Here is a 17440-nt window from a genome sequence, read left to right on the forward strand (position 1 = left end):
GCCGATGAACACACCGATTTATGACTTTGTGAGCGATTACATACGCGCCGGGAGAAGCCGTCTCCACATGCCCGGCCACAAGGGACAGAGTGCCTTCGGCGCGGCGCTCTACGGCATCGAGGCGCGGGATATCACGGAGATTCACGGCGCGGATGTACTCTCGGAGGCCACGGGCGTCATAGGCGAGAGCGAGGCGAATGCGGCCGCTCTCTTCGGCACGGCGCTGACTCTCTACTCGACCGAGGGCAGCAGCCTTGCGCTCCGCACCATGCTGGCCTTGGCACTCTCCCGCGCACCGCGCATCCCGGGGGAGCGCCCGCTCCTTCTCGCCGCGCGTAACGCACATAAGAGCCTCCTTTACGCGGCGGCTCTCCTCGACTTTGACATCGCCTGGATTTATCCCGAGGACACAGCGCTTGACAGCGTCTGCTCCTGCCACCCGAGCCCGAACTCGGTGCGCGCGGCATTGCGCGCCCTGCCGCGGCCGCCCTTCGCTGTCTTTTTGACGAGCCCCGACTACCTCGGCTTTCTCGCCGATATACAGGGTATTGCGACCGCGGTCGATGCCTGCTGCGGAGCGGGATCTGTCCCCGTCCTTGTTGACAACGCCCACGGCGCCTACCTTCACTTTCTCGAAACACCCATGCACCCCATGGATCAGGGCGCCTATCTCTGCTGCGACTCCGCGCACAAGACCCTGCCCGTCCTGACCGGCGGCGCCTATCTCCACTTCAGTGCAGAGGCTGCCGCGGAAGTCGGCGCTTCCGCGCGCCGCACCATGGAGCTCTTTGCCTCGACCAGTCCCTCGTATTTGATTCTACAGTCACTCGATCTCTGCAATGCCTACCTTGCGGACAACTACCCGGCCCGCCTCTATGCCTGCATACGCCGCATCGAGGGGCTCGGCTACTACCTCCGTACCCTCGGCGCCAAACTCTGTGAAAGCGAGCCGCTGAAACTTGTGCTCGGCAGCGGCGCTCTTTCGGGGGAAGAGGTCGCGATGCTCTTTCGCAGCCATCAAATGGAGGTCGAATTCGCGGATCTCTCCGCCGTGGTTCTCATGCTGACGCCGGAAAACCGCCCCGAGGATTTTCTCCGTATCGCCTCTCTCTACCGCGAGGAAGCCGCTCTCTGGACAAAAAAAGAGACGGCAAAAGAGCCGTCTCTTCGTCTGCTTCCTCTGCCGCGTATCTTAACGATACGGGAAGCCATGCTGTCTCCGCAGGAGACCGTCCCGGTCACGGAGGCCGTTGGGCGCATCCTCGGCCAACCCACGGTTTCCTGCCCGCCCGCCGTCCCGCTCGCGGTGAGCGGCGAGCGTCTCTCGGCGGAACTGCTCCCGCTCTTTCTCCGCTACGGCGTCACCGAAGTCGCCGTCGTCCGGGAATAAGTCAGAGGCTCTGCAGCACCAGCATCTGGTAGGCGTGATACGCCACCTGAACCGGCGCCGGGAGTATCATATCCGCGGCCGCCTCAATGAGAATGCGGCGGTTTAAACGTCGCTTCCAGAGGGAACTCATCTTCTTGCCCTGCTTCTTTAACTTCTTTAAGTCGACAAAGTCGACCGGCGTATTCTGCTCGATTTCCTTCTTGCCGAGCTCTGCCAGAGCGCGGCGGTTTTCCACGACCGCCGCAGCGAGATCCTCTTCGGAAATCCCGCGTATGGTCGCGAGCAGCCGCTCCCGGTCGCCGCGGAAATTCAGTGCAATGCTTCCGGTCGCCCAGTAAGTGCGGATGCGCTGCACGCCATCCGTCTTTTCGAGGAGTCCGTGCAGGGCCTCGTACTCCTTGTAAGAGAGCTGCCGTCCCAGAATCTTGACGCGCAGGCTGCCGCCGGTCTCATGTACCACCTTACATTTCATTGCTTTCCTCTTTCCATCCTCCTCTCATTAGAGAGGAGGCTTATTTTATTTAGCGAAAACTCACAGAGGAAAGTATAGCATAACTTAGCGGAAAATCATATTTCCGAGACCTTCTTCCGTTCTTCGATTGCGGGACACGCTGCGAATGCAACAACGATTCCTTTTCTGCCGAAACACCCACAAGCTGTCTGAGCCGCTCCGGCACACATAGACCCGCGCCACGGCCAAGCTCATAGACGCGCATCTGTTCGCCGGGATCGCTCGCAATGCGGCTGCGAATATGGCGCTCTTTTCATTCCCCGAGGTAGGCGCGTACTCGCTCCAGCGCGCGTAAGCCCGCGCCGCGCCCAAGCTCATAGACGCGCATCAATTCGCCGGGATCGCTCGCAATGCGGCTTATGCCGAGCTCCTCCCGCGGATAAATTAAGAGTGCCCGCCCGCGCTCCGCTTCTTCCTCGACAAAGCGTATGTTCTGGTTGTAGGTGAGGTGGCGCATTTTCATCGCAAGGGAGGCGCGCGGATAGCCCCTCAGCGCAGCCCCGACGATGGTCCCGGACGCACCGCGCTCCTTTCGATAGCCCTTGGGACGCGTCAGAATGACCACATTTTTCTCATAGCCGAGACTCAGCATTTTTTTCAGCGGAATCGAATCGGTAATGCCGCCGTCCAGGAGCTTATGCCCGTCCACCTCGACAATGCGCGCCACCAGCGGCATCGAAGCAGAGGCGCGCATGTACTCGACATCGTGCGCATCGCCCTTCTCACAGCGGTAGTAAAAGGGCCTCCCGGTCTCCACATCGGTGCAGACCACATAGAACTCCATCGGATTCTTTTGAAAGGTCTCCGTGTCAAAGGGGAACTTTTCAAACGGCACCTCGCGATAGGCAAAGTCCTTGTTATAGAAGTCGCCTGTCAGCAAGAGGGATCGAAGCGAGCCGTAGCGCGGGTCCGCGCCGTATTTCAGATTATAGCGGAGCACGCGCCCCGGCTGATTGGACTTATAGTTGCAACCGAACACAGCGCCCGCGGAAGTGCCGATGGCGCCCTCAAAGACAATTTTATTTTCCAGGAAGACATCCGTGACCCCCGCGGTAAAGAGCCCGCGCATGCCGCCGCCTTCCATGACCAATCCACGTTTCATAGCCTGTCCTTTCCGTGTAAAAACCATACAGTCTGCATTATAGCGAATTCCGATTGCGACTTGCAAGCTTCCCGTCTTTTCAGCCAGCCGTTTCGTGCTATAATAAGCCTGCTTCGGCACAATTCCCGCCGCACCTTCGGCAGCAGGGAACTGCGGCTTTCCGGAGCGGAACCCGCGGCAGTGTCCGCACATCTTGTTTCGTCGTATCTCCGAGAGAACGACAGAAAGGACAACTATGTATACACCCAAGAACCGCATCCTCTACCTGAGCCAGCTTGCTCTCCTCGTCGCGATTGAACTCGTGATGAAGTTAGTCGGCCTCGGCTCCGTCCCCATCGGCCCGCTGTCGATGTCCTTCTTAACGGTCCCGATTGCGGTCGCAGCCATCCTGCTCGGGCCCTTCGCGGGCGCCGTGACCGGAGCTGTCTTCGGTATCACCGCCTTTTATGAGTGCGTGAGCGGAACTTCGCCGCTCGGCCTCGCGCTTCTGCAGTTCAGTGTGTTCCACACCTTTATGCTCTGTGTGACCATGCGTGTTCTCGTGGGTATCTGCACCGCATGGATCTTCCGCCTGGTGCTCGGCGCGAGCAAGCGGAAAAATCTCTCCTTCCTGGTCGGCGCCGTCGCAGCGCCCCTCACGAACACGATTTTCTTCATGGGCTACATGGTTCTTTTCTTCTATCAGACCGAGGCGATTCAGGCCCTTGCGAACGCACTGCACGCGACCAATCCCCTTGCCTTCATTGTGCTTCTGGTCGGCCTGCAGGGCGTGATTGAAGTCGTGGTGAGCGGCATCGTGAGCACCCTGATTGTGAAAGTCCTGTCCCGCCTCCTTGCGGCGCAGCAGGAAATTCGCTGATTGCGCTTTTCGCCGAAGCTGTACAAAGATATCGCAAAAGAGCTTGTCATCCGCCGGATGACAAGCTCTTTTTTCTACTGTTTTCCCGGTTCGTGCGCTTACCAAAGGCGCTGCCGTACAATCATAAACAACAAGGCAGCCATCAAAATGCCGAATTCCGCCTTTGAAAGCAGCTTCTCTTCAAAGCGGCGCAGACGGTACAACGCGGCATCCGCTTCCTGTAACTTCTGCGCCTGCCCGGAACGGAGCAAGCACTCGCTGTCCATGCGGCGTATCAGTAAGGTACCGATGAGCCAGAGTATTCCCAGTCCTGCTACAAGCCGTAAAAGCGGCAGCTCTGTCAGCAGCTTTGACGCGAGTACTTCCGCCACAGCCAAGGAGATAATCAGCACGCCCAGTATCATACGGAATAAATAGACGCGACGCAATGAGAGCGAGTTTGCCATAGCAGACCTCCTTACAATTAAAATGCATCTTTGTTTTGATTTCATTGTACAACGCCGCATTTTTTTTGCAAGTTATGGATTACTATCTATGCACTTCAAACTTGTCTTATCCGCACAGCACCATCTCTCAGAGGATCATCGACAGCCCGATTCTCTGCTTCTTGACATCGGCCTCGACCACCTTGACCTCGACAATATCGCCGACTTTCACGACCTCCGAGGGGTGCTTCACAAACTTGCCCTTCTTCATGCGGGAGATGTGCACGAGGCCGTCCTGGTGTACGCCGATGTCCACAAAAGCGCCGAAATCAATGACGTTTCTAACGGTGCCGCGGAGTATCATGCCGGGCTTCAAATCCTCAATCTGCAGCACATCGCTCTTTAAGATGGGCTTCGGCATATCTTCGCGGGGATCGCGCCGCGCCGTCGTGAGTTCCTTCTCGACACTCTCGAGCGTGACCTCGCCGACCGAGAGCTGCTCCGCAAGTGACTTCCGCTTTGCCTTGTTGAGTTTAAAGCTGAGACGACCTTCCCGAAGCTTCTCCTCGCTCTCCCCCGCCGCCTCGAGGATGGCCTTCGCGAGCGCATAGCTCTCCGGGTGCACGCCGGTGTCGTCGAGCGGGTTCTCGCCGCCGCTGATACGAAGGAAGCCCGCGCACTGCTCAAAGGCCTTGGGGCCGAGCTTCGAGACTTTTAAGAGCTCCTTTCGGTTCTTAAATTTGCCGTTCTCCTCGCGATAGCTCACGATATTCTTTGCCGTGGTCTTCGTGATGCCGGAGATATAGCGGAGCAGAGGAGCCGAAGCCGTGTTTAAATCCACGCCGACCGCGTTCACACAGTCCTCGACCACGCCCTCCAGCGCCTCGCCGAGGCGCTTTTGCTCCATGTCGTGCTGGTACTGCCCAACGCCGATCGACTTCGGGTCAATCTTCACGAGCTCCGCGAGCGGGTCCTGTACGCGGCGCGCAATCGAGGCCGCACTGCGCTGTCCCACATCGAACTCCGGGAACTCCTCGGTCGCGAGCGCACTCGCGGAGTAGACCGAAGCGCCCGCCTCGTTCGTGATCACATAGGAGACCTTCTGCGGGAGTTCTTTTAAGACCTCCGCGACAAACTGCTCGGACTCGCGGGAAGCCGTGCCGTTTCCGATTGAAATCAGAGTCACGCCGTACTTCTCGATAAATTCTCTCAGCTTCTCCGCCGCCGCGCGCTGCTTCTTCTCGTTGGTCGGCATGGTCGGGTAGACCACAGCGGTATCCAGCACCTTGCCGGTCTCGTCAACGACCGCAAGCTTACAGCCCGTGCGGAACGCCGGGTCCCAGCCGAGCACCACCTCGCCCGCAATCGGCGGCTGCATGAGCAGCTGATGCAGGTTCTTCCGGAACACTTCAATGGCCCCCGTCTCCGCCGCCTCGGTGAGCTCGTTTCGAATATCGCGCTCCACCGCCGGTGCCATGAGGCGCACATAGCTGTCCGTAATCGCGCGGTCCATGGCCTCGGCGGTGTTCTTGTTTTCCGCTTTAATCAGGCGGCTGCGGAGGGTCGAAAGAATCTCCTCGCTCGGTGCCTCGATGTAGACCCGCAAAATCTTTTCTTTCTCGCCGCGGTTCATCGCGAGCACGCGGTAGCCGGTCGCCTTCATCAGAGGCTCGCGGAAGTCATAGTAGGTCTCGTAGACCGCCCGCTTCTCTCTCTCCTTCTCCGCCTCGTTCTGCTTCTCCGCGCTGCCCTTCTGCTCACGCCGCGCCGCGCAGAGCTGACCGCCCCGCTTGGTCGTATCGCGCACATAGCTTCGAATGACACGCGCGTCGGAAAAGCGCTCCGCGAGTATGTCCAGAGCGCCCTGAATGCAGAGTGCCGCCGTACCTATGCCCTTTTCCTCAGAGATGAAGCGCTCGGCCTCTTCCTCGAGGCTCTTCTCTGTCTTCTGCGCCCAGATGAGATCCGCGAGCTCACTTAAGCCGCGCTCGATTGCCACCGTCGCGCGGGTGCTGCGCTTCGGGCGATAGGGGAGGTAGATGTCCTCAAGCTGCACCAGAGTCTCCGCCGCATCAAGCTGCGCGCCGAGCGCCTCCGTCATCTTCCCCTGCTCCGTGATTGCCGCGCGTATCTTTTCGCGGCGCTCTTCCAGATTGCGAAGTGCGGTGAGCCGCGTATCGAGCGTTCTCAGCTGTTCATCGTCCAGCGAGCCGGTCACTTCCTTCCGGTAGCGGGCTATAAAGGGGATGGTCGCACCCTCGTCAATTAAGTTGACGGCTGCGTCCACCTGTTCTGTCCGGACCCCGAGTTCCTCTGCGATTTTCTGATGAATGTTCAAGCCTTTTCCTCCCAAGCATGCCGCCCGCCGCCAAGGCGAGTGCGGTACAGCGCTGTCTTTTCGTCACATTTTTCCCTTATTTTAATCTATGGGTAGTCAAAAAACTAGCACTGTTTCCGTCCCCCCTGCCTTGCATTCACCGCCCGAATCTATTATGATTTTTGCGGTAACACGGTATTCTGTATGCGCATTCTGAAAGGAAGGTCCTATGGGAGGCATCTTTGCATCGGCACTCAAAGAGGATTGTGTCTTTGATCTTTTCTTTGGCACGGATTATCACTCGCACCTCGGCACGCGGCGCGGCGGCATGGCCGTCTACGGAAAGAAAGGCTTTGACCGCGCCATTCACAACATAGAAAACAGCCCCTTCCGCACCAAGTTTGCGGATGATGTGAAGACCATGGAGGGAAACCTCGGCATCGGATGTATTTCCGACTACGAGGCGCAGCCTCTCATTGTGCGCTCCCACCACGGCACCTATGCAATCACGACAGTCGGTCGCATCAACAACCTGAATGTGCTCTCGGATGAGCTCTTAAAGAACAACGGCTCCTCCTTCCTCGAGATGAGCGGCGGCTTCATCAATCCGACCGAGTTGGTCGCAGCGCTGATTAACCGCAAAGACAATCTGATCGAGGGACTTCGCTACGCCCAGGAAATGATTGACGGCTCCATGAGCATTATGCTCCTGACCCCGCAGGGCATCTATCTGTCCCGCGACAAGCTCGGTAGAACGCCGATTGTTGTGGGGCGCAAGGCGGAGGGCTACTGCGCCTCCTTCGAGAGTTTTGCCTATCTGAATCTTGGTTACGAGGACTTCCGCGAACTGGGCCCCGGCGAAATTGCCGTGATGACCCCTGAGGCGCTCACAACCCTCTCCGCCCCCGGAAAGAAGATGCGCATCTGCACCTTCCTCTGGGTCTACTACGGCTATCCCTCCTCTTCCTACGAGGGCGTATCCGTCGAGGCCATGCGCGTGCGCTGCGGTGAGGAACTCGCAAAACGCGACCACATGAGCCACGAGCAGATTGACTCGGTGGCAGGTGTTCCGGACTCCGGTACCGCGCACGCAATCGGCTACGCAAATGAGTCCGGCGTTCCGTTCGCACGGCCCTTTATCAAGTACACGCCGACCTGGCCGCGGTCTTTCATGCCGACCATTCAGGATAAGCGAGATCTCATCGCAAAGATGAAGCTGATTCCGGTGCACGAGCTCATCAACGGACAGCGCCTGCTCTTAATCGACGACTCCATTGTCCGCGGCACCCAGCTCCGCGAAACCACCGAGTTCCTGTACCACAGCGGTGCAAAGGAAGTCCATGTTCGTCCGGCCTGCCCGCCGCTGCTCTTCGGCTGTAAGTACCTGAACTTCTCACGCTCGACCGGTGAGATGGAGCTCATCACGCGGCGCATGATACGCGACGCCGAGGGCGAGAATGTGAGCAGAGAAGTTCTGACAGACTATGCAAACCCGGACTCCGAGCGCTATCAGGCGATGCTCGATGTCATCTGCAAGCAGCTGAACTTTACAACCCTCCGCTATAACCGCCTCGACGACCTCATCAAGGCTGTCGGCATCGACCGCGATAAGCTCTGTACCTATTGCTGGGACGGTCGGGAGTAAGGACTTCGAAACAAACGAAAAAGCACTGTTCTCGCGGAACAGTGCTTTTTATATGCCTCAAACAGTAGCAAGGCACCAAACTTCCCGGTATGAAGTTCACTCCGTATTCTGTGCCGCGCGCCTTTCGCAGTTCTCTACGGAAAGTCACTTTGCCCCGGGTCCGAATCTCCTATTTTCACTTCTCATGAACCGAAGTAAAGCGCCCTCCGCTTCATCTCGTTCAAGAAGGTCTCACCCTGCAAGCTTTCATTCGACCAACGCGACCAACGTTATCGGGGCTTCTTTCGACTCTTCTGCCGACTCTTTTAATCGTCCTTCCGTTTGCTGTCAGATTAGTCTAAGCGTTACCTGTCACATGACACATTCCAAGAAGACCACATTGCATGCTTCATGACCTTGTCTTCCAAACATATTGTTTCAAGGAAGCTGTTTACCAACTTTTTTATCCTATAACGCAACTTTCCCGAGGCTTTTACCAACGCTTCCGTCGGCAATGTTGTCCGTCCTTCCGCTCGCTGTCACAGAATTTCTCTTTGTACTCCCCCATAAAAGGGAGGAGGCCGGGGGCTTTCGCTCCCGGCCAGTATATGAAAAAAAGATGTTCGCGGTTTCCCGCTTGCTATGTTTCTATGATAGCGAAGAGTCGTGATAAATTCATGTGCGCCTTGTAACGCTTTTTCAAAGAAATTATGAATAAATTATGAACGTTCACTCTTCCTTCAAGCCGAGCAAAAGGCAGAGCTTTCTGTGGCAGTGATGAAACGCGGGAATTAAGAAGCAATCCGCGGCAAGCCAGGCGAGCGGTGACGCAAAGAAGATTGCGTAGATACCGAAGAAGCGAACGCCGACAAAGCCCATGAAGGTGCGCGCTGCCATCTCCGCAACGCCCGCCAAGATTGCAAAGACGGAATAGCCCATGCCCTGAATCGTAAAGCGCCACACATTGACCACCGTAAGGGCGCCATAGAAGGCTGCGTTTGCAAGCAGGAAGAGCTTTGCCTGTTGCAAAATTTCCGTCTGCTCCGCTGAGATGAAGAGCTGCGGCAGCTTGTCACCAAAGAGGAAGCAGAGCAGGAAGGCGAGAAGCCCGTAGAGTATGCCGATTCGCGTCGCCACATAAACGCCTTCCTTGACACGACGCAACTTGCCCGCGCCGACATTCTGACCCGCATAGGTGGCCATGGTCGCACCCAACGCATCGTAGACAGAGCAGAGGAACATGCTGATCTTCTGTCCCGCCGTCACAGCCGCAACCGTCACCGTGCCGAGCATATTGACCGCGCTCTGCACAATGACCGAACCGATTGCCGTAATCGAATACTGCAATCCCATCGGCAAGGCCATTGCAAGCAGGATTTCGCATTTTCTGCGGTCAAAGTTAAGCTCCCGCGGCGCAAAACGGAGCAACGGAAACTTCTTCCGCATATAAAAGATGCACAGAATACCGGAGACCGCCTGCGAGAACACGGTCGCAAGCGCGGGACCGTTCACGCTGAAGCCGAACCCGACAATCGTCACAAAGTCGAGGACAATGTTGATGACCGATGCGAGAATCAAGAAGTACACCGGTGTCTTCGAGTCTCCCAGGGCACGAATCAGGCTCGCCGTCACGTTGTAGAGATAAGTGGTCGGAATGCCAAGGAAGATGATAAAGATATATTGATAGGCATAGGGCATGATTTCCTCCGGCGTCTGCGTCCATATGAGGAGGGGCTTCGTAAAGATCGCAACGAGTCCCGTCACGACAAACGAAAAAATCAGGCTGAGCCATATGGTATTCGCGATAAACTTGCGCATATCCGTATAATCACGCGCACCGAAGCGCTGTGCCACCGGAATCGCAAAGCCCGAGGACATACCGATCACAAAGCCGTTGATCAGGAAGTTAATCGCCGCCGTGGAACCAACGCCCGCAAGTGCATTGATGCTGAGGTAACGTCCCACGATTACCGTATCCGCCATGCTGTAAAACTGCTGGAACAAGGTTCCCAGTAACATGGGAATCGCAAATCCCAAAATGAGCGCCGTCGGGCTTCCCGCCGTCATGTCGACTATCGCTGCCTTCTTGCTTCTCATCATTTCCTTCATAGGTCGTTCACCTCCGTTCCGTTTAAAAAAATAAGATCGACAAAGAGTTGTCAATCTCATCGCACGAGACTCTCGTTATACACGCCTTGTAAGCGGAATGCAAGCGGGATATTCGTTTTTTTTCGCTCTGAGGGACATGTATTCTATTTTATACAGTTTATTGCCCGACGCTTCTTGCCGTGTCTCCCCCGGCCTATGCATCCGCCGCTTTCGAAGCGTCTGCTCTTTGACTTATTATGCTCTAATGAGAATCCCCCTCCGCAGCGCCTTATCATAACGGCGTTGCAGAGGGGGAAGCAATCGGTTTATCTATCTGATTGTCTTATTCACTTGCACTGCGTCGCTGCAGAAACGATGCGTTCAGCGCAATTTTCTGCACAAGCTGCAGAATCGCATAGAGCAGGATGCACTCCGGTACAAAGAGAATCGCTGCTTTGATAAAGCGGGTCTTAACCAGCAAATGGAAGGCCTTACCGTACATCATGGAGAGCCAAAGCGGGTTCAACAGGAAGCTGATCAGCACCGTGTTGATCACGCGGGCAATGACAACGCGCTTCATGGAAAGCGGCTTCTTGTAAAGTATCAGGCCGTAAACCACGCCGTTGATAATCGCGTTCAGCGTAAAGCCCGGAAAGAAGGGGCCTGTCGGTCGGACCAGATAGCCCAGCACATCCGCAAGCGCACCGACGGTACCAGAGACAAAGGGCCCGAATAAAAAACCCGCGCTTGCATTTGCCAAAAAGGCGAAGCTGAATTCGAGCGTCGGTGTGATGACGATCTTCAAAAACTTGAGCGTCACCGCGAGCGCCACGAGTAGCGCTGCCACCGTCAGCGATCTGACATTTTTCATGTGTTCCATGCTTTTTTCCTCCTGAGAAAAGTGCACTACGTTTCCATATTCTGTTTTCGGCTACAAGAATCAGACACCGGGTGTATGTCGTCTATCGTGAGTGTGTCAAACTTCCATGCAACGCGAACCTTATCCCGTCACTCTGAATCTAAGGCTCATTATACTACCTTTTCAGCCGCTCTTCTATCCAATCCTTCAAGACAAGCACATGATTGCAAGCCGGATCTTTTGCCGCGTAAACCAGAGTTACATTTCCCTCTTTCAGGAAATCCCGTATCTCGGAAAGAAACCCCTCTCCCGCAGGATTCGCATCCAGTTCTTTCCGGTAGAGCTCCGTAAAGGTAGCAAAACGCTCCGGTTCATGACCGAACCACTTTCTGAGGTCCGGAGAAGGCGTAATCTCTTTCTCCCAGCGCGTCAGCGCTGCCCTCTCTTTGCTGATTCCCCTCGGCCACAGTCTGTCTACCAAAATACGCGTTCCGTCTGTCGGCTCCGCCGACTCGTAGATACGCTTCATCTTCAGCTCATTCATTTCCCGCTTCTCCTTTCGTTACCTACCGTTCTCGGAGTTTCTATCATTTCCTTCCTACATACCCCGGCGCGCGAAAGCGCAACGTCCCGGAATCAGATTGCTCTACACACAACTGCGAATTATAAATCGCTGCCGTCACACGGGCTTGAGAGCCGTTCTTGCGCGCGAAAGCGAAACGTCTCGGAACCGCGCTGCTCTACGCACAGCCGGGAAATATAAATCACTGCCGTCACACGGGCTTGAATAAATCGCTGCCATCGCAAGGGCTTGATCTGCTCACTTGGAATCGATTCGGCTATGCTCTGGGTTTCCTTTGTTCCCTACTCGTCATTATAGAAAGCTCTCATTTTTTTGCAACAAAAAACCGGTCCTTCGGACCGGTCTCACGAGAGGCGACAACCGGATTCGGACCGGTGATCAGGGTTTTGCAGACCCACGCCTTACCACTTGGCTATGTCGCCATATTAAGCTCCTCGTGTTGGACTCGAACCAACGACACCGCGGTTAACAGCCGCGTGCTCTACCGACTGAGCTAACAAGGATTATTTACACCCTGAAAACCGCACACAGAATTTTTATCTATTCATCTCTTTCCCAAACCCTTTGGTTAAACCCTCGACCGATTAGTAAGAGTCAGCTGAACGTGTCGCCACGCTTACACCTCTCTCCTATCTACCTTGTCGTCTTCAAGGGGTCTTACCGCTTTCGCATGAGATATCCCATCTTGAGGGGGGCTTCACGCTTAGATGCCTTCAGCGTTTATCCCGTCCCGACTTGGCTACCCGGCCATGGGGTTGCTCCCCAACCGGTGCACCAGTGGTCAGTCCATCCCGGTCCTCTCGTACTAAGGACAGCTCCTCTCAGATATCTTACGCCCGCGCCGGATAGGGACCGAACTGTCTCACGACGTTCTGAACCCAGCTCGCGTACCGCTTTAATGGGCGAACAGCCCAACCCTTGGGACCGACTTCAGCCCCAGGATGCGATGAGCCGACATCGAGGTGCCAAACCACTCCGTCGATGTGAACTCTTGGGAGTGATAAGCCTGTTATCCCCAGGGTAGCTTTTATCCGTTGAGCGATGGCAATCCCACTTTATACCACCGGATCACTAAGTCCTACTTTCGTACCTGCTCCACCCGTCGGTGTCGCAGTCAAGCTCCCTTCTGCCTTTGCGCTCTTCGAATGGTTTCCAACCATTCTGAGGGAACCTTTGAGCGCCTCCGATACTCTTTCGGAGGCGACCGCCCCAGTCAAACTCCCCACCTGACATTGTCCCCCATCCGGATTACGGATGTAGGTTAGAAATCCAGTGCCACAGGGGTGGTATCCCAACAGCGGCTCCGGAAAGACTGGCGTCCTTCCTTCTTAGCCTCCCACCTATCCTGTACGAGTAACACCGAATCCCGGTATCAAGCTGGAGTAAAGCTCCATGGGGTCTTTCCGTCCTGGCGCAGGTCACCAGCATCTTCACTGGTACTTCAATTTCACCGGGTGCATTGTTGAGACAGCGCTCAAATCATTACGCCTTTCGTGCGGGTCGGAACTTACCCGACAAGGAATTTCGCTACCTTAGGACCGTTATAGTTACGGCCGCCGTTTACTGGGGCTTAAATTCAAAGCTTCGCTTGCGCTAACCTCTCCTCTTAACCTTCCAGCACCGGGCAGGCGTCAGCCCATATACCTCACCTTACGGTTTCGCATAGACCTGTGTTTTTGCTAAACAGTTGCTTGAGCCTTTTCTCTGCGGCTGCATCTCTGCAGCACCCCTTCTCCCGAAGTTACGGGGTCATTTTGCCGAGTTCCTTAACAATGCTTCTCCCGCCGGCCTTAGGATTCTCTCCTCATCCACCTGTGTCGGTTTGCGGTACGGGCTGACATGATACAATAGCGGCTTTTCTCGACAGTCCCTCCACCGGCTTCGCTACTTATTTTTCGCTCCCTATCACGCTTTCGGATTGTGCGGCGGATTTGCCTACCGCACTCCTAACTTCGCTTCGCCCGGTCTTTGCTCTCCCGGGTCCGGTTTTGTTCCTGTGTCCCCACAGTTCTGATCATGTCAGGTGCAGGAATATGAACCTGCTGTCCATCGACTACGGATTTCTCCCTCGCCTTAGGTCCCGACTTACCCAGGGCAGATCAGCTTTACCCTGGAATCCTTGGATATTCGGCCATGATGATTCTCACATCATTCTCGCTACTCATTCCGGCATTCTCTCTTCTCAGAACTCCACGCTTCCTTACGGTAACGCTTCGGCACTCTGAGATTGCTCCTCTACCAATGTATTGCTACATTCCTAAGCTTCGGTATCGTGTTTTAGCCCCGGAAATTTTCGGCGCAGGACCTCTCGACTAGTGAGCTATTACGCACTCTTTGAATGTGTGGCTGCTTCTAAGCCAACATCCTAGCTGTCTTCGAAATCCCACATCCTTTTCCACTTAACACGTATTTTGGGACCTTAGCTGTAGGTCTGGGCTCTTTCCCTTTTGACTGTCCAACTTATCTCGTACAGTCTGACTCCCGACCATCATCAGTGCGGCATTCGCAGTTTGATATCCCTTGGTAGGCTTTGACGCCCCCTCAGGAATTCAGTGCTCTACCTCCGTCTGACTAAGTCGAGGCTAGCCCTAAAGCTATTTCGAGGAGAACCAGCTATCTCCGGGTTCGATTGGAATTTCTCCCCTATCCACACCTCATCACCACCCTTTTCAACGGATGTGTGTTCGGTCCTCCATTCCCTTTTACGGGAACTTCAACCTGGACATGGATAGATCACCCGGTTTCGGGTCTGCCGATGCTGACTGTAAGCCCTGTTAAGACTCGGTTTCCCTTCGGCTCCGGACCTGTAGTCCTTAACCTTGCCAGCACCGGCAACTCGCCGGACCGTTCTACAAAAAGTACGCGGTTGTGCGTTCATGTATCGCACTTCCACTGCATGTAAACATAGGGTTTCAGGTTCTTTTTCACTCCCCTCCCGGGGTCCTTTTCACCTTTCCTTCACAGTACTATGCACTATCGGTCACTAAGTAGTATTTAGCCTTAGGGGGTGGTCCCCCCGTATTCCCACAAGGTTTCACGTGTCTCGTGGTACTCTGGATCCTGCCGAGTTTTAAATCGTTTTCCCGTACGGGGCTTTCACCCTCTGTGGCGGACTTTTCCAAAGTCCTTCCGGTAACCATTCAATCCCCTTATGCAGTCCGAACCCCGCGGTGCACGCACCGCGGTTTGGGCTCTTCCGTGTTCGCTCGCCACTACTTACGGAATCACTGTTGTTTTCTCTTCCTCCGCCTACTTAGATGTTTCAGTTCAGCGGGTTCCCGGCTGTACGCTATGGATTTACGTACAGTCACTGCAGGTCTTCTGCAGTAGGTTTCCCCATTCGGAAATCTGCGGATCAATAGATATTTGCTCTTCCCCGCAGCTTATCGCAGCTTATCACGTCCTTCATCGGCTCTTAGTGCCAAGGCATCCGCCCTACGCTCTTTTCTGTTTAACCTCTTACATGTTCTCTAGCGTAAGAACATGCGGGTTGGTCAACTCTGCTCTCGCAGAGTTACGTATTATTACATTATAGACATGACTTTCGCCACATCTATCGGATACGACTTTCGTCGTATCACCTCGGATGTCTAGATATTCTTAATTGAATATTCATTCTGTATGCGATTTTCAAGGTGCAAACTGGGATTAAGTGGACTCGAACCACCGACCTCACGCTTATCAGGCGTGCGCTCTAACCGGCTGAGCTATAATCCCATAATAATCCGGCGCCCGCCTATTCTCCCATGCCGTTACCAGCATAGTACCTTCGGCCGTCTTCCTCTTAACCGTCGTGTTCGGGATGGGAACGGGTGTTTCAAGAAGACGCATCGACACCGGAAATCCGGTTGAACCTTTGATCAAAAACCAGACAGCACAAACAACCCTTACTTCTTCCTTAGAAAGGAGGTGATCCAGCCGCACCTTCCGATACGGCTACCTTGTTACGACTTCACCCCAGTTATCCGCCCCGCCTTCGGCAGCTCCCTCCTTGCGGTTGGGTCACTGACTTCGGGCGTTGCTGACTCCCATGGTGTGACGGGCGGTGTGTACAAGACCCGGGAACGTATTCACCGCGACATGCTGATTCGCGATTACTAGCAATTCCGGCTTCGTGCAGTCGAGTTGCAGACTGCAGTCCGAACTGAGACGTTATTTTTGAGCTTTGCTTAAACTCGCGTTCTCGCTTCTCTTTGTTAACGCCATTGTAGCACGTGTGTTGCCCAAATCATAAGGGGCATGATGATTTGACGTCATCCCCGCCTTCCTCCCGGTTATCCCGGGCAGTCTCGCCGGAGTGCCCAGCTTTACCTGCTGGCTACCGGCAATAGGGGTTGCGCTCGTTGCGGGACTTAACCCAACATCTCACGACACGAGCTGACGACAACCATGCACCACCTGTCACTCCTGTCCCGAAGGAAAGCACCCATTACGGTGCGGTCAGAAGGATGTCAAGATTTGGTAAGGTTCTTCGCGTTGCTTCGAATTAAACCACATGCTCCACTGCTTGTGCGGGTCCCCGTCAATTCCTTTGAGTTTCATTCTTGCGAACGTACTCCCCAGGTGGAATACTTATTGCGTTTGCGACGGCACCGATGCCCTTGGGGCACCAACACCTAGTATTCATCGTTTACCGCGTGGACTACCAGGGTATCTAATCCTGTTTGCTCCCCACGCCTTCGAGCCTCAACGTCAGTTTTCGTCCAGCAGGCCGCCTTCGCCACCGGTGTTCTTCCTAATATCTACGCATTTCACCGCTACACTAGGAATTCCGCCTGCCCCTCCGATACTCAAGTCGCACAGTTTCCAAAGCAGTCCCGTGGTTAAGCCTCGGGATTTCACTTCAGACTTGCGCAACCGTCTGCGCTCCCTTTACACCCAGTAAATCCGGATAACGCTTGCCCCCTACGTATTACCGCGGCTGCTGGCACGTAGTTAGCCGGGGCTTCTTACTCAGGTACCGTCATTTTCTTCCCTGCTGATAGAGCTTTACATACCGAAGTACTTCTTCACTCACGCGGCGTCGCTGCATCAGGGTTTCCCCCATTGTGCAATATTCCCCACTGCTGCCTCCCGTAGGAGTTTGGGCCGTGTCTCAGTCCCAATGTGGCCGGTCATCCTCTCAGATCGGCTATCGATCGTCGCTTTGGTGGGCCGTTACCCCGCCAACTGGCTAATCGAACGCGGGTCCATCTCATACCACCGGAGTTTTTACCCCCGCACCATGCGGTGCTGTGGTCTTATGCGGTATTAACAGTCGTTTCCAACTGTTATCCCCCTGTATGAGGCAGGTTACCCACGCGTTACTCACCCGTCCGCCACTCGAAATGAAGCCTTCCGCCCGAAGGTTTCCGTCTTCATTTCTCGTTCGACTTGCATGTGTTAAGCACGCCGCCAGCGTTCATCCTGAGCCAGGATCGAACTCTCAATTTAAAGTTTGTTCGTTCCGGTCAAAATAACGTTGGTCTTTCTCAGTTATTTTACCCGTTATTACTTGGTTTGGTTCTTTTTTGAAATTCTTTTGGAAGCTCACGAACACATTCGAAAAATGTCCGCAAGCCCTCTGTTTTCACAGAGATTTCAGGGTTGTTTGTACTGTCTGATCTTTGATTTTCAAGGTTCTTGGCCCGCTCACTCGCGGGACTCTCATATGATATCAGCCTCGCCTAGAACTGTCAACAA

At 54.9% G+C, this 17440-nt stretch carries 10 protein-coding genes, 3 tRNA genes and 3 rRNA genes; 3 read left to right on the forward strand and 13 right to left on the reverse strand.

What is annotated here, in order from left to right:
• Positions 1–4: 4 nt before the first annotated feature.
• A complete protein-coding gene (locus QU660_RS08655) occupies positions 5–1390 on the forward strand; it encodes an amino acid decarboxylase (RefSeq protein ID WP_304946123.1) in 1386 nt (461 codons plus the stop codon).
• 1 nt (position 1391) lies between these two features.
• Here QU660_RS08655 and QU660_RS08660 read toward each other — a convergent pair whose 3' ends face one another.
• Complete coding sequence (locus QU660_RS08660; protein ID WP_304946124.1) at positions 1392–1862, reverse strand: hypothetical protein; 471 nt, start codon at positions 1860–1862, stop codon at positions 1392–1394.
• 292 nt (positions 1863–2154) lie between these two features.
• Positions 2155–3003 carry a patatin-like phospholipase family protein gene (locus QU660_RS08665; RefSeq protein ID WP_304946125.1) on the reverse strand — a complete coding sequence of 283 codons (849 nt, stop codon included), beginning with the start codon at positions 3001–3003 and terminating at the stop codon, positions 2155–2157.
• Between the two features lie 235 nt (positions 3004–3238).
• Between QU660_RS08665 and QU660_RS08670 the strand changes: the two genes are divergently transcribed.
• On the forward strand, positions 3239–3862 hold the full coding sequence (locus QU660_RS08670) for an ECF transporter S component (RefSeq protein WP_304946126.1): 624 nt from the start codon (positions 3239–3241) through the stop codon (positions 3860–3862).
• 98 nt (positions 3863–3960) lie between these two features.
• Here QU660_RS08670 and QU660_RS08675 read toward each other — a convergent pair whose 3' ends face one another.
• Both QU660_RS08675 and QU660_RS08680 read right to left on the reverse strand, forming a co-directional pair.
• Positions 3961–4308 carry a hypothetical protein gene (locus QU660_RS08675; RefSeq protein WP_304946127.1) on the reverse strand — a complete coding sequence of 116 codons (348 nt, stop codon included), beginning with the start codon at positions 4306–4308 and terminating at the stop codon, positions 3961–3963.
• A gap of 127 nt (positions 4309–4435) precedes the next feature.
• Positions 4436–6625, reverse strand: coding sequence for a Tex family protein (locus QU660_RS08680; RefSeq protein WP_304946128.1), 2190 nt, complete (start codon positions 6623–6625; stop codon positions 4436–4438).
• 208 nt (positions 6626–6833) lie between these two features.
• On the opposite strand from QU660_RS08680, the gene QU660_RS08685 reads away from it, so the two are divergent.
• Positions 6834–8249 (forward strand): amidophosphoribosyltransferase, encoded by a 1416-nt coding sequence (locus QU660_RS08685; RefSeq protein ID WP_304946129.1) that lies wholly within the window; start codon positions 6834–6836, stop codon positions 8247–8249.
• Positions 8250–8957: 708 nt separating this feature from the next.
• On the opposite strand, the gene QU660_RS08690 is transcribed toward QU660_RS08685, so the two are convergent.
• From QU660_RS08690 to QU660_RS08730, 9 genes are all read right to left on the reverse strand, one after another.
• On the reverse strand, positions 8958–10337 hold the full coding sequence (locus QU660_RS08690; protein WP_330693206.1) for an MATE family efflux transporter: 1380 nt from the start codon (positions 10335–10337) through the stop codon (positions 8958–8960).
• 322 nt (positions 10338–10659) lie between these two features.
• Positions 10660–11196, reverse strand: a complete 537-nt coding sequence (locus tag QU660_RS08695; RefSeq protein ID WP_304946130.1) for a folate family ECF transporter S component — start codon at positions 11194–11196, stop codon at positions 10660–10662.
• Positions 11197–11350: 154 nt separating this feature from the next.
• Positions 11351–11719 carry a DUF488 domain-containing protein gene (locus QU660_RS08700; protein WP_304946131.1) on the reverse strand — a complete coding sequence of 123 codons (369 nt, stop codon included), beginning with the start codon at positions 11717–11719 and terminating at the stop codon, positions 11351–11353.
• Between the two features lie 390 nt (positions 11720–12109).
• A tRNA-Cys gene (locus QU660_RS08705) sits at positions 12110–12180 on the reverse strand.
• 8 nt (positions 12181–12188) lie between these two features.
• Positions 12189–12261 (reverse strand) — tRNA-Asn (locus QU660_RS08710).
• A 61-nt stretch (positions 12262–12322) separates the two neighbouring features.
• A 23S ribosomal RNA gene (locus tag QU660_RS08715) occupies positions 12323–15215 on the reverse strand.
• A 186-nt stretch (positions 15216–15401) separates the two neighbouring features.
• Positions 15402–15475, reverse strand: a tRNA-Ile gene (locus QU660_RS08720).
• Between the two features lie 6 nt (positions 15476–15481).
• Positions 15482–15599 (reverse strand): 5S ribosomal RNA (gene rrf / locus QU660_RS08725).
• A gap of 61 nt (positions 15600–15660) precedes the next feature.
• Positions 15661–17191 (reverse strand): 16S ribosomal RNA (locus QU660_RS08730).
• Together the 16S, 23S and 5S rRNA genes with 3 tRNA genes alongside form the textbook arrangement of a ribosomal RNA operon.
• Between the last annotated feature and the right edge of the window lie 249 nt (positions 17192–17440).

The sequence above is a fragment of the Stomatobaculum sp. F0698 genome (assembly GCF_030644385.1).
Lineage (GTDB): Bacteria > Bacillota > Clostridia > Lachnospirales > Lachnospiraceae > Moryella.